The 24,462-nt window shown below is 37.7% G+C and carries 13 protein-coding genes; 5 read left to right on the forward strand and 8 right to left on the reverse strand.

What is annotated here, in order from left to right; all coding sequences use genetic code 11:
• The 5 genes from ODE14_RS05760 (at position 1) to ODE14_RS05780 (ending at position 7,325) form a co-directional block, all read left to right on the forward strand.
• The gene (locus tag ODE14_RS05760; protein WP_263603310.1) at positions 1 to 2,799 is read left to right on the forward strand and encodes a hypothetical protein; all 2,799 of its coding nucleotides are present in this window, start codon (positions 1 to 3) and stop codon (positions 2,797 to 2,799) included.
• Positions 2,800 to 2,917: 118 nt separating this feature from the next.
• A complete protein-coding gene (locus tag ODE14_RS05765; RefSeq protein WP_248392899.1) occupies positions 2,918 to 3,277 on the forward strand; it encodes a prevent-host-death protein in 360 nt (119 codons plus the stop codon).
• A 367-nt stretch (positions 3,278 to 3,644) separates the two neighbouring features.
• On the forward strand, positions 3,645 to 4,694 hold the full coding sequence (locus tag ODE14_RS05770) for a linear amide C-N hydrolase (RefSeq protein WP_263603311.1): 1,050 nt from the start codon (positions 3,645 to 3,647) through the stop codon (positions 4,692 to 4,694).
• 33 nt (positions 4,695 to 4,727) lie between these two features.
• Positions 4,728 to 5,879, forward strand: a complete 1,152-nt coding sequence (locus ODE14_RS05775) for an OprO/OprP family phosphate-selective porin (protein WP_263603312.1) — start codon at positions 4,728 to 4,730, stop codon at positions 5,877 to 5,879.
• Positions 5,880 to 5,894: 15 nt separating this feature from the next.
• Complete coding sequence (locus ODE14_RS05780; protein WP_263603313.1) at positions 5,895 to 7,325, forward strand: anion permease; 1,431 nt, start codon at positions 5,895 to 5,897, stop codon at positions 7,323 to 7,325.
• Between the two features lie 86 nt (positions 7,326 to 7,411).
• Here the strand turns inward: ODE14_RS05780 and ODE14_RS05785 are convergent, their stop codons facing one another.
• The 8 genes from ODE14_RS05785 to ODE14_RS05820 all read right to left on the reverse strand — a co-directional run bounded on the left by ODE14_RS05785 (position 7,412) and on the right by ODE14_RS05820 (position 24,400).
• On the reverse strand, positions 7,412 to 8,566 hold the full coding sequence (locus ODE14_RS05785; RefSeq protein ID WP_263603314.1) for an ABC transporter permease: 1,155 nt from the start codon (positions 8,564 to 8,566) through the stop codon (positions 7,412 to 7,414).
• A complete protein-coding gene (locus ODE14_RS05790; RefSeq protein WP_263603315.1) occupies positions 8,563 to 9,729 on the reverse strand; it encodes an ABC transporter permease in 1,167 nt (388 codons plus the stop codon). Before ODE14_RS05790 ends, ODE14_RS05785 begins: the two co-directional genes overlap by 4 nt.
• Positions 9,730 to 9,745: 16 nt before the next feature.
• Positions 9,746 to 10,741, reverse strand: coding sequence for an HlyD family secretion protein (locus tag ODE14_RS05795; protein WP_263603316.1), 996 nt, complete (start codon positions 10,739 to 10,741; stop codon positions 9,746 to 9,748).
• A gap of 76 nt (positions 10,742 to 10,817) precedes the next feature.
• On the reverse strand, positions 10,818 to 12,248 hold the full coding sequence (locus ODE14_RS05800) for a TolC family protein (protein ID WP_263603317.1): 1,431 nt from the start codon (positions 12,246 to 12,248) through the stop codon (positions 10,818 to 10,820).
• 180 nt (positions 12,249 to 12,428) lie between these two features.
• The gene (locus ODE14_RS05805; RefSeq protein ID WP_263603318.1) at positions 12,429 to 14,420 is read right to left on the reverse strand and encodes a hypothetical protein; all 1,992 of its coding nucleotides are present in this window, start codon (positions 14,418 to 14,420) and stop codon (positions 12,429 to 12,431) included.
• A gap of 2 nt (positions 14,421 to 14,422) precedes the next feature.
• Entirely contained in the window at positions 14,423 to 17,251 is a 2,829-nt protein-coding gene (locus tag ODE14_RS05810) for a DUF6603 domain-containing protein (RefSeq protein WP_263603319.1), read from the reverse strand.
• Between the two features lies 1 nt (position 17,252).
• Positions 17,253 to 19,436 carry a phage tail protein gene (locus ODE14_RS05815; protein ID WP_263603320.1) on the reverse strand — a complete coding sequence of 728 codons (2,184 nt, stop codon included), beginning with the start codon at positions 19,434 to 19,436 and terminating at the stop codon, positions 17,253 to 17,255.
• A gap of 2 nt (positions 19,437 to 19,438) precedes the next feature.
• Positions 19,439 to 24,400, reverse strand: a complete 4,962-nt coding sequence (locus ODE14_RS05820) for a hypothetical protein (protein WP_263603321.1) — start codon at positions 24,398 to 24,400, stop codon at positions 19,439 to 19,441.
• Positions 24,401 to 24,462: the final 62 nt, after the last annotated feature.

Consider the following 24,462-nt stretch of genomic DNA (forward strand, 5'->3'; position numbering starts at 1 on the left):
ATGTTTTCAAGCCAATTCCGGAGAATTTTATTTGTATTTCTTATTTCCTTCATTTCTGCACTGGTTTCCGCACAAACCGGTAATGGAATTACCATGGAAATCCGGAACGATTCCAACTTAGGACAGGATCGTATTATAAGTACCATTGCTGAAATTAAAAATGATTCTCAAAATCCTTTTAAAGGCAAACTGAATATTATTGTTCCAAAAGGTTTCAGAAATATCTCAGTAAATGCTTCAGACATTGAAATACCCGCAGGAGGAAATTTATTTTTGCCCCTGAAAATACTTGTAAACAGCAATGCCAATTTCGGAGAAAGCAAAATAGAATTTACCCTTACAGACTTACAGAATAATGTTATAAAAACACATACCCTTTCTCACACCATTGCAGAAAACAATTCCATGGCAATTAGTACGGATATTCCTGTTATCTACATGAGTAATGTGAACGATTCTATAGAAATAAGAGCGAGGGTATCGAATTTAGGCAATAAAAAACAGAATGTTACTATTGTATTTAAAATTCCGGAAACAGACCAGGGAAGTTTTTTTGCAGAGCAAAAAGGAAGCATCTCGGTACAGAAAGATTCGGTGTTTATTTACAGGTTCAGACCTTCCGCTAATATGGTTAAAATTCCTCAGTTCAGTGTAAATGTCGTTGGTTTCAGAGAACCTGATAAAGAAATATTCGGAAACAGTACGGTCTCCATTCAGAATAACTCTTCCATGCAACGGTATCACTCTTTAGACAACAATACGCTCAGCTACACCAAAAACAGCATTACAACGAGCTTACGCTATCTGGGGAGGGAAACGTATTTATATCAGGTTATTGGTTCGGGAGGCTTTAACCTTCCTTCCGGATATGTTTCAATCAGAGGAAACATTTACAAAACCAACGGGCCGGAAGATCCTGTAGTGAACAATACTTTTATAACGTATAAAAGAGAGCAGAATGAGTTTACCCTCGGAAACATTACCAAAATCATTGAAGTCTCGCTGTACGGAAGAGGCGCAGAATATGCTTTTACGTCTGCGGATAAAGACAAAAAGCTTGAATTCGGGTTTATAGATCAGAGTTTCAGCCTTATCGACAGGACCCGTTTCCTGAAACTGGGATATGGATTTTATGTACGCGGCACACTGGGAGCAAGCAATGCAACCCGCAATATTTCAGCAGCCTATATCTTTAAAAGTGATCCTTTCGAACATGTAAAGCATAATCTTTTGGGAACCGATTTCCAGTATGCTTTTAATAAAGAATGGAAAATGAGCGGTAAATTATTCAGCGGGATGAGCATTTATGAAACGATCAATACTACAAAACCATCCGGTGCAATAGAAACACAATACTCAGGAACTATCAATAAAATTAACCTGAGCGGTAACTATTCTTTCAGCTCCAACTATTATCCGGGAAACCAGAGAGGAATATTCCAGATTCAGCAGAATATTTCCAGCAGTTTATTTAACGACAAATCTATTTACGCCAACTTCATGGTGTCCAATTTTTCTCCTAAATTTTATTTTTTCGATAATAACCTGGAGACCAACAGCAGCAGGCTGGAAACGGGATTCAATTTCCCTAAAAGAAAAAATTTCGGATTAAGCATAAGCCTTCAGTATCAGAATGAAAATTCCAATACTTATAATTCTTTTTTAGGGCTTGCCCAAAGCAGGGATCTTAAAGAAATGAGCGCGAAAAGGCTGGTGGAACGTGTAAGCTGGTCCAGCCCGGACAGGAAGCATTCATCCATATTGGGTATTGAAACGGGACTTGTAAATTATCCTGACAGCGATGCCAATCAATATCAGATGCGGTTTACCGGAACATATGCTTACAAGTGGCTTAATTTCCAGTTTATTTACCAGTATGGAAGCTATTACCTTTCAGAATTTGCATTTTCTAAATTATTAACCACTAACAGCAATTATGAAAAATCTTCAGCTTCAGCATTTGTTACCCACAATATGCTTCATGGAAAGCTGAGCATCAATTCCGGGCTGTCTTACACAGAAGATACACTTTATGGAAAATCCCCTTCAGGATTTGTCAATCTGAAATACTCAAAAGAGCAGTACGGGTTCTATCTGAATTCTTCATGGTTTAATTATTCCCTTAATAATTTCACCAATAATCTTTTTACAATAGAAGCCGGGGTTACGATTAATTTAAGAAGCAATAACCTCGATCCGGGCAAGAAAAGTAATATTAAAGCTTTTGTATATTATGACCGAAATAATAATAATGTTTATGATGACGGAGACGAAAAAGCTGCAGGATATATTATTATGATTAACAATATATCATTTAAAACAGATGACAATGGAAATATTGAATATCGTGCGATTCCTTATAACAAATATAATTTGCGACAGGTTATTCAGCAGGGGTGGTATTATGATGAAGCAGCCTTTGATGTAACTACGCACAACCATTCTTTAGAAATTCCGCTGCATCAGAACGGAACGGTTCACGGGAAAGTAACTTATGATTTTGATGCCAAAACCTCACTTGAATTCGATCCCAAACTGGCGGCTATTGCTTTCGACATCTATAAGGATGATACACTTGTAAGACACACAATATCAGATGACAACGGGGAGATCATATCATTCATAGAATCCGGCAATTACAAGATAAAACTGAATGAAAATTCGCTGCCTTCCAATACTTATTGTGAGAATATCCTTCAGGAATTTAATGTTGAACCGGGAAAAATAGCCGAACTCAGTCCGTTCACTATTAAAGTGAAAGAAAAGAAAATCCGGGTGAAAAAATTCGGTACTCAATAGTCTTGCCACCTACCCTTTTCTGAAATTAAAAACAAAATTGATATAAATGGTACATTAGTTGATCAAATTATTTTGAATTTTTTCAGCTTCTGATTACATTTGTACTAAATTTAAACTTATGAACTACACGCTTGAGCTCAACACACAGGAGTCTGGCTCTAATCTTATTTTTAACACCATAAAATTTGATACATTTAAGGTAAATATTATTGAAAGATATACCGGTAAAATGAATTTTAATCCGAAATTATGCGAGGTTATCTTTAAGCTAAGAACACTGGATGATGAAATTATTAAAAGAAGAGATGGAAATCTAAGGGTAAAAATCAAAGATGACAAATTTGATGCCTATCAGCAATTATCAAAAGTGCTAAATTCTTATGATTATAAAAATAAACTGATCAATAGAAAAGAAGCGGACCAGAATTATATCCACTTTATGTTGAGCATGATTATTTCCAATTACGAACTTAATTAAATCCTTACGTATAGAGTTTGGTCAGTAAGCATAGGAAAAATCTTTTTATGAATTTCAATTTGCTTTTTGGTCACTGAATGTAATATCAATGGCTGAACTTCTATACAACATTCTTATCATCCGTCAAGAATAACTTTTCATGATTTTTTCTGCAGGAATTCCTGTTCCTGATTAATTTTTACAATAACCTTTTTAAAAACGTTACCTTTTTTAAAAACATTACCCAATCATTCCTTGATCGTTTGATCTGGAAAATTATGTCAACAGGTATGCAGGGATTGTAAAATTATTTCATTACATTTATTTCACCAATTGGATACTATTTTATAACTGCATAAAATAATGTCATCACACAAAATACTATATCATGAAAACATTTTATCTGAGTCTGCTGTCAGCTGCTCTTTTTGCTGGAGCATGGACCCATTCCGAAGCCTGTACAAGGATCGTTTACAAAGGTCCGGAAAACACAGTAATCACTGCCCGATCAATGGATTGGCGAGATGAAATCCCTGCCAATATCTGGATTCTTCCCAAAGGAACAGAAAGAAATGGTGAAGTAGGACCGCTTTCTATGAAATGGAAGTCGAAATACGGCAGCGTAGTAAGTACTTCCTGGGATATTGCCTCCTGCGACGGAATGAATGAAAGCGGACTTGTAGCCAATCTTCTCTGGCTTGGAGAGTCACAGTACCCGAAATTTGATCCAAAAGGAAAGCAGAAAGGAATAGCCATCTCTTTATGGGCACAATACTTTCTTGATAATTTTGCAACAGTGAAAGAAGCCGTGGAAGCTGCGCGAAAAGAAAGCTTCGTCATTGTAAGCGATTATATTCCCGGAACAGAACGTTTTACTACCGTTCATCTTTCCATTTCAGATGCGTCCGGAGACAGCGCCGTTTTCGAATATATCGGAGGCAGACTGGTAATTCACCATTCTTCAGATTACACCGTAATGACCAACTCGCCTGTTTTTGATCAGCAGCTTGCGCTAAACAATTACTGGAAAGGAATTCCTGGGACAATAATGCTGCCCGGAACCAACCGCGCCGCCGACCGTTTTGTAAGAGCTTCCTATTATATCAATGCCATTCCGCAGACATCGGATACAAGAACCGCCGTAGCAAGCGTATTCAGTGTCATCCGAAACTGTTCTGTTCCGTACGGAATTACCTCCGAAACAGAACCTAATATTTCCTCCACAAGATGGCGTTCCGTTTCCGATCAAAAAAATCTGACGTATTATTTTGAAACCGTTTTTACTCCGAATACTTTTTGGATAAATCTTAAGGAATTTGATCTCAGCCCAAAAGGTAAGACCATGAAACTGGACCTGAGCAATTTTCAAACATACAGTGGCAAAGCCAATGCGAGCTTTAAAGAAACAAAACCCTTTACATTTTTAGGGTTAAAGTAATTCGGATATCTTATTAATCAAATACAATACGATATGGCTTTACTTACAAAAAAGGCTGCCTCCTCTTTCTTTATCATATTTTTTTGTTTAACTGCCGCTCAGAAACCGGATTCATTATACACCAAACCGGAACAGGAAAATATAAAATATCCCCAACTACAGGTAAAAGGGCTTTTCCAAGCCCGATATCTGGTGGGAATGAGTAAAGACGTGGATGTAAACGGACTCCATCATTCTGATCACAGCGGCACTGATAATAATTTCATGATCAAATATATGAGAGTTCAGATGCGTGCCCAGATCAGCAAACGTACGGAAGTTGTGGCGCTGGCTAATCTTGCGGATTTTAAAAATGACCCTAAGTCGAGAGTGCTCGAGAATGCATATTTAAAATACACTTTTAATCCTAAGCTGGCATTCACTGTAGGGCAGTTCCGCCCCTGGTTCGGGATCGAAGAGACCTACCCTATCGATATTATTAAATCGTTGGACTGGTCCAATCAGTATACCGAATTTGGTAGACTGGGCTGGACGAGCTTTCAGATTGGTCTTTCAGCAACAGGCCAGCTCAATCTGGGTAAAGTTCCTTTTCAGTATGCCGTTTCTGTAGTGAACGGTAATGGTAAAAACCAGGTGAATGACAATGATAACGGTAAACAATATTCCACAAGGCTTGTTTTCGGTTTCTCAGAAAAATATAATCTGAACCTGGGCTTAAACGGTGGCATCGGAGAAGTTTTTGGTCAAAAAGTATATGCATTGGGAATAGACATCAGCTCGTTAATTCATTTTGATTCCAAATGGAGCCTGGATATGCAGCTTGAGGCAAAACAGGCAACGAATCATACTCTTTATTTTTCGGAAGATCCCGAAACAAGACCCCGGAATCCCGATGAATACCTGATCAGAGGAGCTTATTTCCTTCCGAACATCCGTTATGAAATCAACCACAAAAATCTTAGTGCCTTTGAGCTTTCCTGCCGGTACGAATATTTAGACAGAAGCTTTAGAGTTCATTCAAACCCGAGGCAAACCATTACTCCCATGTTCGGCCTGGAATTTCTGAAAAATTACGGAGCCAGAATTCAGATTGGGATGCAGATTGACCGTTATAAATATCAGGTGGAAAATACTACGCAATACAATAATAATCTCTTTATCATTCAGGTACAGAGCCGGTTCTAAAAAACTTAAATTATCATGAAAGAAATAAATATCAAAAATGTTGCAATTACTTTTGCAGTAGCACTTATTCTTTGGTTCATTCCCGTACCGGAAGGTGTAAGTGAGAACGCATGGCATCTTTTTGCGATTTTTGCGGCTACTATTTTAGGAATAATTCTTAAAGCGGCGCCTATGGGCACGATGTGTATGCTGGCCATCGGCTTTACTGCACTTACGCAGGTAATCGCTCCGGGAGATGCAGGAAAATCTATTACCAAAGCGCTCTCCGGTTTCGGAGATAAGGTAATATGGCTGATCGGAATATCTTTTTTTATAGCCAGAGGATTTATCAAGACCGGACTGGGAAATCGTATCGCGTTCCTATTTATCCGGATATTCGGTAAAAGTTCTCTTGGACTGGCTTATGGACTAGGACTGGCAGATGTCTGTCTCGCTCCGGCAATTCCCAGCAATACAGCCAGAGGCGGAGGAATTATTTATCCCATTATGAAATCAATGGCAACCAGTTTCGATTCGGTACCTGAAAAACCTGAAACGCACAGAAAATTAGGCTCATATCTTACGCTCAACAGTTATTATATGAATCTGATTTCCTCTTCGATGTTTTTAACGGGAACCGCCAGTAATCCGATGTGCCAGAAATTTGCAGCTAACCTGGGAGTTAATATTACATGGATGTCATGGGCTGCGGCAGGCTTTATTCCAGGATTGGCAGCATTCTTCATCGTCCCTTTGGTTTTATATAAACTTTATCCGCCGGAATTGAAAAAAACAGGTGATGCCCCGAAAATGGCCGCCGAAAAACTGAGAGAAATGGGCCCTATCAGCAAAAATGAATGGCTCATGCTTTTTGCGTTTTTCATATTGCTTACGCTCTGGATTTTTGGAGGAAGCCTGTCTATTGATGCTACAACAACAGCTTTCATCGGTCTTACGTTACTGTTACTCACATCGGTTCTTACCTGGGAAGATGTGAAATCTGAAAAAGGAGCATGGGACACCATTGTCTGGTTTGCGGTTCTGGTGATGATGGCAAGTTCCTTAAATGAACTGGGATTCATCGGATGGTTCAGTGATCTTATTAAACAAAAAATCGGAGGTATGACGTGGACTGTTGCTTTTCCGGTTATTATTCTGGTGTATTTTTTCAGTCATTATATTTTTGCGAGTGCCACGGCACATGTTGCCGCCATGTATGCCGCTTTACTGGCGGTAGGAATTGCTGTAGGAATTCCGCCAATGCTCCTGGCAATGATGCTTGGTTTCTTAGGATCTATCTACGGTGTACTCACGCATTACGGGCATGGCCCTGCGCCTGTGTTTTTCGGAAGTGGTTATGTTGATCTGAAATCGTGGTGGCTGCGTGGACTTGAAATCGGAATTGTTTTATTGATTATTTATATGGGACTTGGCGGAATCTGGATGAAAGTTTTAGGATATTATTAATAAGTCTGTTTTAAAGCAATTTAAATTAAACCCTTCTAATAAAGCAGATCAATATTTAAATATATTTTTAAATTTAATAAATGCTGCTATTTTTTATCGAGCTTTATAAGATATTTCAATCTTAAAATTAAAAGAATAAGAAGGACGAGAAGCAAAATCACAAGATGTATTACCGAATCAATATTATCCCTGAGTGATCCGCCCGCCTGAACCATTGATATATATATTTTCAGAAATGGCGAAGTGGGAATCAGATCAGACATTACCTGAATGGCAGACGGCAATGATTGATAAGGCATGGAATACCCCGTAATCAAAAATATAGGGTAAGACGAAAATACCAATACCTGAAAAGCAAAAAGTTTACTTCTGAAAAAACTTCCGATCAGCATTCCCAAAATGATTATGGAAGAAATAAATAGAACCGCAATAAGAGCAAGATCCATAAAGCTTCCCCTTACCGAAACGCCAAACACTGAAAAATTAACGATGGTAAAAAAAGTTCCGAAGATCATAAAAATACACAGATAAAGAATTCCTTTCCCGAAGATTAATTTTGAAATACTGAATCCTGAAATCTTATAAAGCTCCGGTAATTTCTTTTCTTCCCTTTCGGATGTGAAACCTGCAGCAACACCAATCAGCAAAGTCTGCTGAAGAATAATGGCGAGCAACCCCGGCAAAAGAAAAGAGCCGTATGTCATCCCCGAATTGTATAAAGGTCTGTAATCCATATTGATAGGATTGGTCATTTTCATGGATTCGTCTTCACCCATTCCCTGCTTATTAAAATAGGTCTTTCTTACACCGGCTCCCACCGTAAGACAGACTTTTGTTACGGTACTCAGCAAATCGCTGGAAGGCAGAAAACGGGACGCATTTAAGACTAAATTTACATTGCCCTGTTTTTGGGAAAGAATATATTTTTCAAGATCTTTCTGAATATAAAAATACCCTTCTACTTCGCCGTGGTACATTTTCTCCTGGGCTTCCGAGATATTGGAAGCCGGAACAATTTCAATCATAGGCGTAACATTAAGCTGATCCGTAAGTAATCTTGAAACCGCAGATCCGTCATCATCAATAAGAGCCAGCTTTACTTTTTCTTCACCTTTATTCAGGTAAATACTGCCGTACATAAAAGCATATAAAACCGGAGCAATCAACAGAATAAGAAAAAGGCTGGAATCTCCCGAAATATTCCTTACTTCTCTTTTCATTATGTTAAAAATATCTTTCATGCCCGATGATTTTTTAGATACCGGTTAATTTTTCTCTGAAAAAATATGATGGCCACCGGAAAAGTAATTCCTGTAAAAACCAGGAGCCTTACCATCTCCGGAATAGCATATCCAATGGGAAGTTCCATAAAATAAAGTTTGATGAAACCATCCAGAAAATGTGTATAAGGCATGATGTCTGCGTACAGCTGATCGTACCACGGCATTGCCCATCTTGGAAACGTAAAACCACTGAACACAAATGCCGGTGAAGTAAAAAAAAGTGCTACATCCACCACAAAAAGAAGATTGTCTGAAATCGCGGAAAGCATCATTCCGATCCCAATGCATGAAAGAGCCAGTAATGTATATAATATGAAAAAGCTGAAATCCGTCTCCGGTTTCCCTAGATCAAAAACAGGAAACACCACAAAACTGATGAGGATAAATAATAACCAGGCTATACAAAGATGTGCCAGTAACTTTCCGGTAATGATCTGTGAAGATGAAGCAGAAATTTTCAGCAGACTGTCTATTGTTTCTTTTTTAAATTCGAGATTAAGAATAAGAACGGAAGCGACAATTAACGCCATCTGCAAGCCTACGGTAACCAGCCCCGGGGTAAGATACATCTGATAATTGAATTCCGGATTATACAGAACCGTTGTGTTGAGTTTAACAGGCTGTACAAGAGCATTGGCTTTATCAGCTGCCATTCCCTGCTTTTTCGCTTTTTGAAGCACCACCGCAAGGCCTCCTTTAATGATGATTTCGGCAGCACCTTTATAAATCATTTTTGCAGGAACAAGGTAAGCGCCATTGGTATATAATGTGATATTCGACTGATGATTTTTCTTGGCATTCGCTTCCATATTTTTCGGAAAATGAACGGCTCCGAAAATTTTCCCTTCTTTCATCAGTTGTTCAATTTCCGCATTGCTGAAAACAACATGAGTAAAATGGATGCTTTCATTCTGCTCCATCATATCCGTGAGCATTCTGGAAACAGAGGACCTGTCTTCGTCCCATACCGCCATCGGAAGCTCTCTGGCAAACTGCTTCTGATAAATAAACCCATAAAACAGGAAAATAATGGGCGGAATAATCAGCAATACCACATAGAAATTAGGAATCGAAAAAATCCGTTTCCATTCGCGTACCATGATGATGCTGATTTTTTTCAAGCTTAAAAGATTTAAATTAAGGTAAGATAAGCTGTGCTGTCATTCCCGAGCGAAGCCCTTTTATGGCTTTCGGATTTTCGGGCTTTACTTTGATCTGGAAAGTTCTCAGCTCAAATTCTCCGTTCTGTTTTTCAGGGACCCAATCTGCATACCCCAATGCCGGAGCCAGTTCAGAAACTTTACCTTTCACGGTTTCCGGAATACAGCCGGGGATTTTCATCGTTACCATGCTCCCTTTATCAATTTTTGCCATCTGATTCTGGCGGAGATTAAATTTAACAAAAAATGAATCGTCTTTTTGAATGGTCATCATGGGATATCCTGCATTTACCATTTCGCCTTTATTAGAAACTATGGTCGATATTCTGCCGGATACAGGCGCTTTGATAGAAGCATTCTCTTTAATTTCCTGTGTAAGTTTTTCCGCTTTCTGGGCCTGATTGAGAATAGCCTGTGCAGAATTTTTCATTTCCATGTTACTGCCTCTTTCCAGAAGCTGTACATTCAACTTTGCGGTTTCGAGTTCTTTTTGGGCTGCTTTATATTTAAAATAAATGACGTCCCTTTCCTGACCGGAAACAACGCCTTCGGAATACAGATTCTGAAACCTGCTGTAGGTTTTAGACATCAGATCCATCTGCTGCTGGGCAATCTGCTGAAGGTTTTTTGCAGAAGCCAGCACTTCCGGCTCTACTCCACGATCTATTTTATCCATTTGACTGCGTGCAATCTCAACCGCATCTGCCACCTGAGACTGAATGGTTTCTATTTCAGAAGTTTTCATTTGGGCCACGGTCTGTCCTTCTTTCACGTCTTCCCCCTCCTTTACCGGAATATCCAGAACACGTCCCGGAAGAGAAGCTGAAACATCAATAAACTCAGCATCCACCATACCGATCACAGCATCTTTAGGCGTATCAGCAGATTTGTCTTTCAGGAGGTAAATAAGAGCTGCTGCGAGTACAGCAACCGGAATAAAAACAGCCCAGTAGTTTTTTATAAAATTTTTCATCTGTTGGTTGATTATGCTTCGGATACTATCCGGTTATTAATTTATGCAAGAAATATGCTCAGCCCACGTCTTACTATCACGGAATATAAGTGGTAATATTCTCCGGTTTTCCGATGATATAAAAATAAGTTGCCAGAGCGGTCTGATAAGCTACCAGTGAGGTATAATAAAGCTTTTCGGTTTCATACTGCAGCTGTAATACATCATTAACATCTTTTACGGAAGAAAGGCTGTTTTCCATTCTCTTTCTCACCATAACCGTTGTCTGATACGCCTGTTTGCGTGATGCATCCAGGGTTTCACTTTGTTGTTTAAGACTCATCATTTTATTTTCCGCTATTTTCGCAGCAAGGTTTACCGATTTGTGCTTTTGCTCTATAAGAAGATCAGCTTCTTTCACCAGAGATTGTGAGGCCAGATTCCTGGAACGTCTTTCCGGGTCAAAAAGTGTCCACTGCAGCTCTATACCTACAAGCCATGGAGGAGTAATTACAGGAAGGTCTTTTCTGAAGAACTGAACATTTCCTATGGCAAATATATTGGGTCTTGACAATGATTTTGTGATATCCAGTCCGGTTTCCGCTTCTGCTTTCTTACTTTGAAGAAACTTTACATCGGCATTTACCGATTGTGATGAAAAAACCGGAAATTCTGCAGATTCTTTCAACATTTCGGTAATTTCTACCGGTTCGTCGAGAGGAATTCCCATCATATCTTTTAAAATGAAAAGAGCATTTTCTTTTTCAGTCGTTAAATTTTTCAGGTTGGTTTCGCCCTGCATTCTGGCAATATCTGCCCAGTTCTTCTGATAAGGGGCAATAATTTCTGCTTTAAGCAGGTTTCCGGCATACATTTCATTCTTCTGTAAAGATTCCAGACTGCTTTTTTGCTTGTCAATCATTGAGTTCAGATACATCACCTGTAGATATTGCAGGGTAATATTGTAAGCCGTAAGATCTTTTGAAGACTGAAGGTTTGCTTCGCTGCTTTTTACCTGTTCTTCGGAAAGTTTTCGGGAAGATTTCAGTTTCCCACCAAGATAAATGGGTTGCCGTACAACGAGGCCGGCAAGGAAATAACTTTGCTTCGTGATTTCAGGATTATAATCAGGATAAACAGCACTGATGATATCTTTTGAGGTCTGATAAATCACATTCTGTACCTGCTGTGAAAGCGGATTGCCTGTAATCTGCTGGTAAGCAGTATTTGCTGAATATACCGCCTGATTGGCAGAGCCTTCAACGATACCGTCTTTTACCTGTTGCAGATTGACTCTTAGAGGTTCACCGATATAATTATACCCCGCAAGAAGGTCAAGCTTCGGGAGTCCGTTATTTTTACTGGATTCGAGAAGCTTCTGCCGGGTTTCAAGCGACTGTTCGGCAAGCTTTACTGCGGTATTATTTTGCTGCGCTTTCTCCATGCAATATTTTAAAGAAAACTGCTGACAGAAAATTTTTGCCGAAAGCATTAAAAAAAGCGACACGGAAGTTTTCTTTATGCTCATAACATTTGTGAATGGTGTTTACTATGTTCAGGGCCACTAACAAATTTAATGAAAAAGTACCACATTAGGAAGACATTAACACGTTAAAATAATGCAATGAACACCAAAGCATACAATTAGTTATTAATTTTAACGATAACCATAACGCCATAAATCATTTACATAAACTAAAAGCAATATTTAACTGATGGTAAAAACCACTTTTGGCTGTCTGAATAAAAGATCGAAAGGCATTCTGTTTTTATAAATATTCTTTTCAAATCCAGATACGGAATATTCTGTGTCTCCATTCTTGTTTGAAAAAGTTAACAGTCCATCCGTATTTTTGTTCACCGCATATTGATTGGGAAAATCCAGGGCAAAATGTGCGTTTTCATTTTTCATATATAAGAATATTGTTTTGAAAGTTCCATTTACCAGGAATATTCTTACCGTAGAGGCAACATCCGTAACATATTGAAAACCTAAAATATTATCGGTTTCAATCTGAAGCTGCGGCCAATTGGAAATAATTTCCGAATGCATTACAAAACCGGTATAGTCTTTTTTATAATCGAACACCTCCCTCAATGAAGAATTGTGAAGCACATATCTTTTAAAATCTCTGATTTTAAAATCATTACCTATACTAAATATCCCGAAAAGTAATGACAGAATCCAGGTATTATCTAATTTAAAATAACTTAGTGAACCTTCAGGTAGCATCGTTTCGTCCGGGAAAAGGTAGTCATATGGAAAATCAACAAACTTCAAAATGTTTATGATAAAATTCCTTATAAAATCAGGAAGTTGTCTTACACTATTATCGACAGATAAATTAACAGGACTATATTCCTGATTTTGCGAAAGAATCAGTTCATTTATTTTCAGCTGATGTTTCCACTTTTTGATCTCCTGAACAACTTTAACATTATTCATAACCAGCAGTCTGCCCAACTGCCACGCTGCCGCATAGCCAAGATCAAGCATATTCGTGTCTTTGCTGTAAAAAATCAATTTTTCCGAATGGTCCGGAATATTTTCACCCAAATCGATTCCTTGTTCCGGATTAATGCTAAACTCTTTAAAAACAACATTATACCCGCTTCTCACGAATGGACCATGATACCACGAAACAGTTTTTCCTCCTGATTTCAGGTGATGAAGCAACGGTACTTTGCCAAGGTCTATTAATTCCGAGATCCATTGGTTGCCCATCAACGTTTTGTGATAACCAATCTCTGAAAACTTGAGTTCATGAAGAAGTCCCTTTAATGTTTTGCCTTCATATTTTAAAAGAGACAAGATTTCCGATCTTTTTTTATCATCCGAATTAATACCCTTAAGCATACTCCCAAAACGGGATTTATTCTTTTCTAAAAATGCAAACAATTTGTCCTCTCCATAAAGCACGGGATTTTCATAGTTTCTTCTCTCACTTGTATTTTCTTCATAAAAACCTTTGAATTTCAAATCATTAAACTGATAAGCATTATTTGCAAGCACTTCAAAATTCCATTGATAAAGAACAATCAGCACCTCTGTTTTTTCTCCTGAAATCCGGAACGTATTTCCCGAACGCATAAGATAAGAACAGACAACTGCCCTGTATTTTTTTTCCGGGAAAGCCATCCTTTTTGAAAGCACAATGGAAGTCTGTGACGGAGAATTCATTTCCGCATTCTGATCTTCCTGAATTCTTACATGCGCAAGATGCCCCATTTCATCAGCATCCGGTAAAAGGTGCATACTTCCCTTAGGAACAGTGAGATAGGTAAATTCTTTATCCTTCTCATAGCCCGGATCCAGATCGGAAGTATTTCCGTTTCTTATTTTTATTTTTGTTGAATCTATACTTCCGGACTCCTGATCAAACTCATCTTCTTCAAAAAGTGCCAGAAAAAGATATGGTATTCTTTCCCCTTCTGCAGTGAATTCAAAATCCCACGGAAGAGAGCTTCTCCTGAACTGAACCATAGGAAAAGTGCCTGCATAATTGCCATGTCCTTCTTTAGGCGGATAAACCGATAATATTTCCGTCTGCGGAATCTGACTGACAAATCCTGAAACAATAAAATCTACAGACGATGAAGCTGTAAGAATCTCATTTTCAGATTTCACATTGATACGGTATTTTCCTGCAGCGACCTGAGGAATATGGGATGCTATAACATTTATAGTATTTTCAGCCATAATTATGCATTGATTGAATAGCTAATAATTTCATTATCTGACTGGTATGAGTATATTTCTTTACCAGACAGTACGTCGGCAAAATCCCAGTCGTTTTCATCGAGGATGGCAGCGAAAACTTTTTTATCAGAGCCAAAATTTTCGAACACGGAGGCGGCTTTATCTTTTTCTTTTATTTTTTCTTTTTTAAAATCCTGAACTTTTGTGGTACTTTTTTGGGTATAGCGGTAAAGGTTTTCGTCATAACTCTGTATTTTTTCTCCGGAAATGATTTGTCCAGCCTTTGCTTCCGGGAATTTAATTACCGCTCCGGTAGTTAAGTTTTTTATCAGTCCATCCCCTGAAAGTACAGAATTCTGGGTTAACGGTTCCCTGCTCCATAAAGCTTTAGGCATATTCTGAAGGAGCGGTTCCATCATCCAGCCTTTCTGTATTTGAGGCACGCGGCCTTCCATATACAGCACTTCGATATTAACTTCGTGTATAAATGCTTTTGAATTATCTCTTTGATACGTAACTCCAAATGCAGAATTACCGGATATTACTTTTGTATCTTTTAGTGTTAATGAAGTAATTGGAATCTGGCTGGTGAACTCCATCATAAACTCTTTGGGATTCACAACAGCAGCTTCCGTATGATCATCCTTATCCGTTTCTTTGCCAATCTTACCATTGGAAATATTCAGCTTAAGATGATCGTCAGGAATAAATTCTTTTTTAAATTCATACATGCTCAACTGTGAATTTCTGGAAACCGAATCCCCGAACTTCACCGTAAAACTATATCCTGCAACACTAAGATATGCCACTCCTTCCAGATCCGGCCCCCAAATGCTTAATCTTGCATTGAGACTTACATTAATATTGATGGCAAAAAACCAGAAATCCGCATAGAGTCTTACATTAAACAGCAACTCTAAATCAGCCTTATAACTAAAAGGCTTCCAAAACATTACAAAATTAGCTTCAAGTTTTATTTCAACTTCAACACCAATGGTAAAAGTAAAAGTTTTGGATCCGATCCAATAATCAATAGTAATGCTTTTTGACAGATCTAATGTGTAATTTAATCTACCAATTAACCCGAACATAATTGCCTGTGGCGTCAAAGCAAAATACATCTGGAGTGCAGCTGAAAGATTTCCGCGTCTTAACGAAAATCCTAATCGATATAATTCTCCTGAAGACGGATAATGTTTCGGTACATTAAAATTAGGATGATATCCACCGATGGTAAATAAAAAATCACCTTTCAGACTTTCCGAAAACCACATTGCAAAAACAAAGCTTCCCTGCAGTTTAACTTCTTTAAAAATCAGGTAACTTCCGTCGGTAATTTCCCCCCGCGCGATCACAAAACCCGAATTAAAATCTGCCTGTAATGAAAATGCAAATTTGATCCTGTAAACTTCCGGAACTTCCATCACACTCAGCCCAAGCATGTTAAATACCAGTCCGTTTTCAATATTGAGCGCAATAAGTGCGATAGTATCAATTATTTTAAAAGACTGAAAACGTAAGCCGATCATGATTACATAAGCCCCTTCTTTAGGCGGAATATAATGGTTTAGTTTTGAAAAGATTTCTTTAATGCCTTCTCCGGGACGCGGCCCATTGTTTTTGACAATCTGAATTAACGGGAAATTTTCAATTTCACTGATTGCCGGCAGTTTAAACTCCCGGTTCAGACCTAAACCAATCGCGAAGCCTTTAATTTCAAATGCGGGATGCAGAGGAATTGTTACACCTAGATATCCGAATGCAAATAATGAAGAATATGTGCTTTGTTTTACGTAAGAGCCTAAGGCTATGATTTCAATTTTCTGTAGCTTAATGGTCAATAAGCCGTTGTATTCTTCGTTTTTAGCAGATTTTTCACGATAAAAGCCTCCATAAATAGAAAAAGCAGGCGATTTATACTGAAGTGCCAATCCCTGGATTCCAAAAGATGTTCCTTTAAAAAATCCGGCAATTAATTTAAGCGGATCACTTTCTTTTTTCCTGGAATATTCTTTTATAGTTTCTAAATAATGATTGATATTCAGGCCGACATTTAACCCGATCACTTCAAAGGAAAATCTTGATATGGAAAGTCTGGCCGATAATTTCAGGAGTACCGATTTATTGCCGTTCTGAAAATCGGTATCAGCTCCTACTTCAGTAATTTTGAATACAGACTCCTTGCTTTCCGGATTCTTCTGCGGCAACGAAATATTATTATCCGCATCAGAACTGCTATCCTGCAGATCTTCAGGATAGGTTAAGAAAGTTTTTCCTTTTCCTGCATTGTAATGTATGAATATATTTTCACCTTCATTCAGCATCATGGTTTTACCATCATCAGAATATATTTTTTCCAGTTGCGGAAATAGCAATAATGAAAAATCTTCAGGATAAATCGTACTATTTTTGTCCTGCTTCTTCAGATATATAAAACTGATCCCGGAAATGGCATGTTCTGCCGGGATATATTCTCCCACCAGCGGAAGATTGGAAAATCCGATTGAATTGTTGATCCAGCAGCTAAACAACGTGTATTTTCCGGTCTTAACAATCTGGATACTGACCTTTTTTTCCGCAAAATCTGCAGATATAGAAAGGATATTTTCTTTCCCTTTTGGTATTATTAATGACAGCTCAACCTCTTCAGGCAAGATTCCCTCTATCATCGAAAAAAATGATGCATCGCCCACCAAATCCTTCACAATGAAAGCAATATCATTGGTTTTCACCTGCAGTATCGTTTCTTTTTCCTGTACAGAACCTGTAAGGATGAAATTTTTATTAAAAATCTGAACATCAGCCGAAAGGACGATCATTTTCGCATTCATCTCATTTTGCTTTTATGATGTAGTACACTGCATGATAAGGAGGTCTGTTCTCGTGGGAAAGTCCGTCACCTGTACTCTGGATCGGAGTAGATGTTTTGGTGTTGAAAAAGGTTGTGGAACGTGCCGAATCCTTTCCATAATAATATACCGTACGATCTGTTCCGTAAACGCCGTGCATTTCTTCTCTCTGTGTCCATCCAAGGTCAATTTCCTTGAAAGGTTCATAGTTACTCTGTATTCCCTTAATATGATGCGTATGAGCAGGAATCTGGCTTGTCTGCAGGGTAACAGATTCCTGGCCTCCTGTGCTGCCCAATGGATAATTGTCACCCGCACCTACTAAAAAACGGTTTCTTAAATCCGGTACGTTTCGGTGCTGCAATAAGTTATACAATTCCGGATAAAGTTTTGCATCAACACGCTGTCCGTCACACAGCAGCCAGTTTTCAGGTATATCCCTGGTGTAAAAGGCAACAATACTTCCAACAGGACAGGAAAGTTCTTTTTCGGCTATAAGACCGATTGTGAAGGGAATACTGCCGTCATTATAATCTTCGATATTTTCAAACTGAATCTGAAAAGGATAAGCACCTGGAGGAGTAAGCTCTGATAAGCCATTTATCTTTAAACCACTGATTTTAAATCTTATAATCTCATCTTTTTTAAGTATAAAATCCTGATTGGTTTCCAGAAATACTTCATTCTGACTGCATTTAAAAACCAATTCTTTGATTTCTGTTAACGCATTTCCTGAAATACGTCTGGCCTCTATTTTTATGAGAGAAACCGCATCTTTTGGAATCAACTGCTTCCAGAAAATTGAATGAATTTTGAGCCTTCCTTTTATTCCACGGGATTCCTGATGGATAAATTTCAGATCATTCCCGGATTTGTTGATCAGGTTAAGCTGTACAAGAATCTCCGTATCGGGCTTAATTTCAAAAGATGGTTCTCCCAACATCATAGCATCTAAAGGAACCGTTGTTTTCTTTGACAGATCTTTAATGAAAATCAGTTTATCCATCGAAAGGCTTTCGCAGACTTCAACAGGATTATTATTCTCAAACACCGTAATGTCCGTAATTTCGCACTGGACAAAAAGGTTTTCCGTATTGGCAATGCTAACAGCCTTTATATGCGGCAATTCATACTCAAACAGGTTGTCATTAAAATCCATTGAAATCTGCAATTCATCTTTTTCTTCTTTAATTTTAAATAGGTTTTCCTTATCACTTACTGTAAAAAATCCTTTCTTCAGTTTTATGATGATGCTTGAATTTCCTGCTCTTGAAGCAAAAGAATAGCGGTCCGGTAAAAGTTTCAGAATATATTTTTCGTTTCTGCGATCAAAAACCTGAATGCCTTTATATTCTTCGCCCTGATAATCCGTAAATATTTCAAAATTGATTCTGGATCTGTAAGTATATTTGGATGAGACATTTACCCCTTTTTCAATATACGTCCACAATTCTTCTTCATTTAATCCTTTGAATAAATACAGATCTGAAAGATTGAATTCTCCTTTATTGTTCTCCGACCCGAAATTGAGAGCATGAATTTTCCGGAAATTAATATTGTCGTTATCGATAAGTTCTTTGAGATCAAGCTGATAACTACCTGCAAGGCGCTCCGAAATATTTCCTGAATGTAATACCGAATTTATATATAATACACTGATTTCCAGGACTCCTTTTTTATTAATATTCAGGTTGACATTATACCAATAATCCAGGTTTATTTCAACACCGGTTTTTTGATTGATCACATCAAATATTTCTTCATTTTCTCCCGTCATTCTGCAGTCTATGTAAATTTCTGCCGTATTGCTTTTCTCTGAATTTTTAATCAGATAAAAAGTTATTAAAAACTCATCGAGTTTTATATCAAAAAGAATAAAATTATTTTTACCTGATTCAGCTATCAGACTGATATTCAAGAACATATTAACACTAAGAGTATTATTCCCGAACAGCAGATCATTGTTTCCCGGAATTATCTGAAGTATTGTTTTGTTCCGGATTCTCATAAAAGAACCTTTAAACCTGTCAAAACTCATTAACGGCAGTTCCGGATTTTTTATTTCAAGCTTTATCGTACCCTCTTTCCGGGAATCTGCCCAGGGATTGATCACAGTATTGAAACTGTCAAACTGATCAAGCGAACAATAAAAAATTTCTTTATTCATAATTAGTTATTAGTAGGTTTTATGGATAGCCAGCCTTCTTTCATCATGAGTTCCGGAACAGTTGGGTTGTTGGTATTAAAATCATTAATCGAAGATATTGCCTGACTGTTTGCAAGAATGAATTCAAATGTTTTATAATGATTCTTAAGCTTTTCCGTAAAATTTTTCTCTTTAGCAGCCATGATGCGGGAAAGCCTGTTTCTTAATGAATATTTAGAACGTACATCTTCATTGCCGTTAAAAACCATCAGCTCAATTCTTTCAAAAAAATCCAACAGTATTTCGTATTGTTCCCTGTCATCAATAAGTGTTTGTCTCCGTGCATTCAAAATATCGATTACCTTTAGTTCCGGGATATTTTCTGCACCCAAAGCTTCTGAAAAAGATAATACACCGATCAGCCTGCTTTTAACGGACAGGTTATCTTTTTCCATTTTTATAAGATTTTGTTCTGAAAAAGTATCATACACATAATGCCAGTCATTGTAAATGCTCTCAAATTCAGCATAAGGCTTCTCATTGATGAAATAAATATGCTCATCCGGAAAAAAATCATCGGGATTCAAGAATACAGATTGCAGATATTCCTCTGACCGTAGGTTCAGGTTGATGTGAATCAAAAGCTCATCATCGACATCGACAAGCTTACTCGCTTGAATCTGAATGTCTTTCGTCTCTTCTGAAGCAAGAACACGAATTCTTTTTAATACCTTTTCATTTTCAGAATCATGTCTGCTGAACATCTGAAAATACTTTTCTGTAACCACAATATATTTTTCATCATGAAAAAAAGGAGCATCATAAATTATTTCATTGTCCAGGAGTGTTTTTTTTAAACCTGAAGTATAATTAATTATTTCTGCCAAAGTATAATCCTGTCCGAAGTTTGGATCAAAAAGTCTCCATCTTTTATCAAAAAACTTCTGTTCGGCATATTCGTAAACAGCCCGACCAAAAGAAGCTCTTCTTTTCCTCTGATCCGTAACAATATACGCATCCGGATGCCCTTTAACACAGGGCTTTATCTTTGTGATAATTTTTTGCATGAAAAGATACTCCCTAAGTTCACTTACCGTTCTGAACTCCCCTTCAATATTGCATTTTTTAAGATCCAACGATTTTGTTTGTGTCAGCCGGATTTTTTTAACGCTATTTTCGGTTACCACAGACCGGCTGCTCTTTTCTTTTTTCAGTTCTATCCAGCTCCAATGATAGCGGTGATCTTTTAGCAGTGTCATTTCAAAGCGATCCTTAGGCGTAAGAACTGGTCCGGTGTATATCGTTAAAGCAATTTTTCTGAGTGCACTTTTAATTTTTTTGTAAGGCATCTGCAGTTTTGTAACAGGCAGAATACCAGACTTTATAAAAACTTCTCCCTTAGGATGCATAAGAAGTATATAGGATCTGGAACGTAAATCCGTTGCTGCAGCCAGCCAGCTTTCCGTATCGCTTTTTTTCAGTCTGAGAGCCGTATTTTGCGAAGATTCCGGATAAGGAATAAGAATTCCTTTTTCCATTAATTTAAACCAGATATTGTTTCCTTCAATAATGTAATTTTTCAGAAAATCTCTCTGGTTTATATAGCCTGTATCCTCGTTTTCCATCAGATCATTAAGAAAACGGATCAGACTTTCACGTTTTTCGAGAAATGATTTTGTACCGTTATTCTGCTGATTTGATGCCCTGAACTGATCATCCAGATCAACTACAGATTCATCGATTGATTTATCCGGATTAAAAACCGCTTTCTGAGAACTGTTAAAATAAATTTCTTCAGAAATACTGCGTGTTTCTCCATCGTTGTCATTGTTGCAATGCCAATAGGCAACACACCCATCATTGTATTGATTCGGATCGCCGATACTTACAGGAATTTTAACCCTGGAATATTCCAGTTCGTTGCGTTCGCCTCCTTTTTCGGAAAATATTTTCTGGCTCTCCGTACTTAAATCATAATAAAGTCCGCCTTTCAGATATAATCCGACATCTAAACGGGTAATAGCAATAGGTGTTGTTGATATACTTTCTAATAACGAAGGATCGTAAGCAGATTCCGGCTGAACACTTTTTAACGCAAATATGGTTTCTTCAATAAAATTTTCAATAAAATTCTCTTTTTTGCTTTGTACATTAAGCCAGCTTAAAACCAGATTCAGATCGTTATTCTGATCCTCTTCCGAAAATCCTTCACCAAAAGCATGATCAAAAGGAGAAAACTCCCATTTTCCTTTATCCGTAAAAGTACCCAGGTGATCACCTTTTTCGTTGAATATTTCAAGTCTGGTGTTTATTGTATTGAGAACAAACCAGCCGAGTACCGGAGAATTGGTACCCGGAAGTTTTTTCCATTTTCCGGAAACCGATACAGGCTGCGCCAACCTCGGAGGTAAGGAAATCCAGTTTTTTTTGGCTGGAATCTGTTGATGGTATCCTGTTGTAACCTCATTTACGGTCATCATTTTACTTCTGCCAAAAGTATCTACCAACCGTATTCTGTTGACTTTAAATGCTCCATTTCTGAATGGGTTGAAAGCAGCATTGGAATTGGGAGTTAGAAGATTAAGCCTCGACTCATATTTTTTAATCAGTCCTGTGATGGTTCCTGCTAATTCGCGATGATCTCTGAAACCATTGGGAATGAGTGGCATCATGCTTAATGCACTTGTCCGCTGTGTAAAAATAGTATTAAAATCGCTAAGGCTTATTTCCAGTAAATCAATAGAATTAAGGCTTTCTTTTATATTCCGGATATATTGCCTGTTACTGGATTTTACTTTATCCGGACTCCCTTCCGTAATCTGGACATTTTCAACGTCCTGGCTGTTTAGAAAAGCATTGAGTTTGCTTTCAACAAATCCTTTTACCGAATCATTTACAAATGAAGATCCATAATATAAATCCGGGGTTTGAGAATAAGTAAGATTCTGAAGATCATATTTCTTAACAAGATCGGCATTCTGATCATCCAAAATATAGCCTGCCGTTAAAAAATCCTGGCTGAATCCTGTTTCTGGTTTTGGGGTTTTGTGAGCCATAAAAAAAGCTTCCCAATCAATTTTATAGGTATTCCATGAGTTTACAAGGGTATACTTTTTAAAAAGTTGATGATCTTCCTGCCTGAAAACCGGCATGCCGTTTTCATCAAAAATGATATCAGAAATCAAAATTTCTTTAACCGGTTCTTCATAAGAATTTCTCAGAAAATCAATGTTCTTTTTTTCCTGTCCGGAACTCTTCTTATCGTAAACAATAACTGTAGGCGGAATAGGTTCATGAAAATAAAAATCATCTTTACGTTCCAATATAAACTGATCACCCAGCAGATCTGCGATGTATTTTTTCTGATTATAAATTTTAGCATGAAGCATTTTTATTTTACGTTCCGTATTGAGAATAACCGGCAGCAGTTTTTTCTCCATGATCACGCGGATATTGCTGTTGGAAATATCTTCATTCTTATACACGAAAAGACTCATAAGATAAGTATGCCAGTCCATATAAAGATTTTCCAGGTCGCGATATAACCTGTATTTTTCAGAATCAAGCTGAGCCTGTTTTGCATTTAGACTGTCCAGCCTTTCTTCAATACGTACCGGAATTTCAGGAACTGCAGATTCTTCGTTTTCATCTGGTTTTAGGGAGGGAACAATTTCCCATTTTCTTATATTTCCGTTTGTTTTAAACTGATTTTCATGTCTTTTGTGACGCAGCCTGCTTACCCAGTCGAGGTTTTTATCATTCAGTTCGCCCCAGTTGAGGATGGCTTCCAGCTGCTCTTCCTTCACCAGTTTTTCCACTTCATCATGATCTTTCAAAAGGATGGCTGTAAGTGCTTCCGGTAATGTATTTGCAATGGAAATATTAAGACTTTCCGAATGGTCTTCGTATTCTTTAACGGCCGATTTTTTATATTCAAAAACCCCAAAACAAATTGTTTTTATATCTCCTGAAATGTTACTTATGTTAAAAGAATTAATCTTCCATTCGTTAATATTCACGGAAGATTCCGAAAGATGGAGTGCGTAATCATCTGCTTTGAAAGAGTTTCCGTTGACGAAATACCGGAATGCATGATCCGGATCAAATATCACAGCTTTATTGATTTCTTCGGATAAATAATCAATATGTAAATTTCGCATGACCTCCAGCTGTTCTGCAGAAAAATTGCCTTCTGACCTTTCATCAGCCTGAATTCCCATTCTGAAAAGCTCATCATCCGCCATTTTCCGGAGATCAAGGGACTCTATTCTTTTTTTGAGCTTAATCCTGTTTACCTCAAGCAGTTTTTTAAAATAATCCTGTTCTTTTTTATTTTCACTGTAATAGCCTGTGATGGTATATGTTGAATCAATTTCACCATTAAAATCATCATCATAAAAACCGAAAATACTTCTGCAATTTGCGTAATGGCTGTCAAATGAAAGACTTCCCCAACCCAGAGCGGTGAGCCCTTCAAGATAATCTGGTTTTTGACTTTCTTTATATTCGTTTTTAAGATATTTCCTTCCTACATACCGGAATTCAAAACCTTCTTTTATCCCGGAATTTTGTCCTTTTTTTATGATCGGATAAGAGCAAAGTTCAGCGCTGGAAAACCCATCTGTATTGATATTCCAGATATAATCGCTTTCTACAACCCACTCTTCTTTTTTACCGTTTTGATCCTGTTTTATAACCAGCCACCGGTTGGGCACTTCGGGAAGAGTTCCGTATTCATCGAATGTTTTCAGCAGAGACGGCAGCGACCAGTGGAGGTGCATCCCTTTTCCCAAAGTAATAAGATTATCATTGGAGAACGGCCGTGGAATCACCGATTGCGAAACAAACGGCGTAAGCGAATTGATGAATGTTTCTTCCTGCTGATTGAACCAGGGTATATTTTCAAAAACAATATCCTGACCGATCATTTGTTCCGGAGCCTCAAGAAGTAAAGCTTGTATTTTTACAGGCAGTTGAAAATGCATAGTGTAACGGTAAGAATAAAAAGCCATTCTGCAAATGCATCAATGGCTTCCCAATATTATAA

The sequence above is a fragment of the Chryseobacterium sp. PET-29 genome, assembly GCF_025736815.1.
GTDB lineage: Bacteria > Bacteroidota > Bacteroidia > Flavobacteriales > Weeksellaceae > Chryseobacterium > Chryseobacterium nepalense.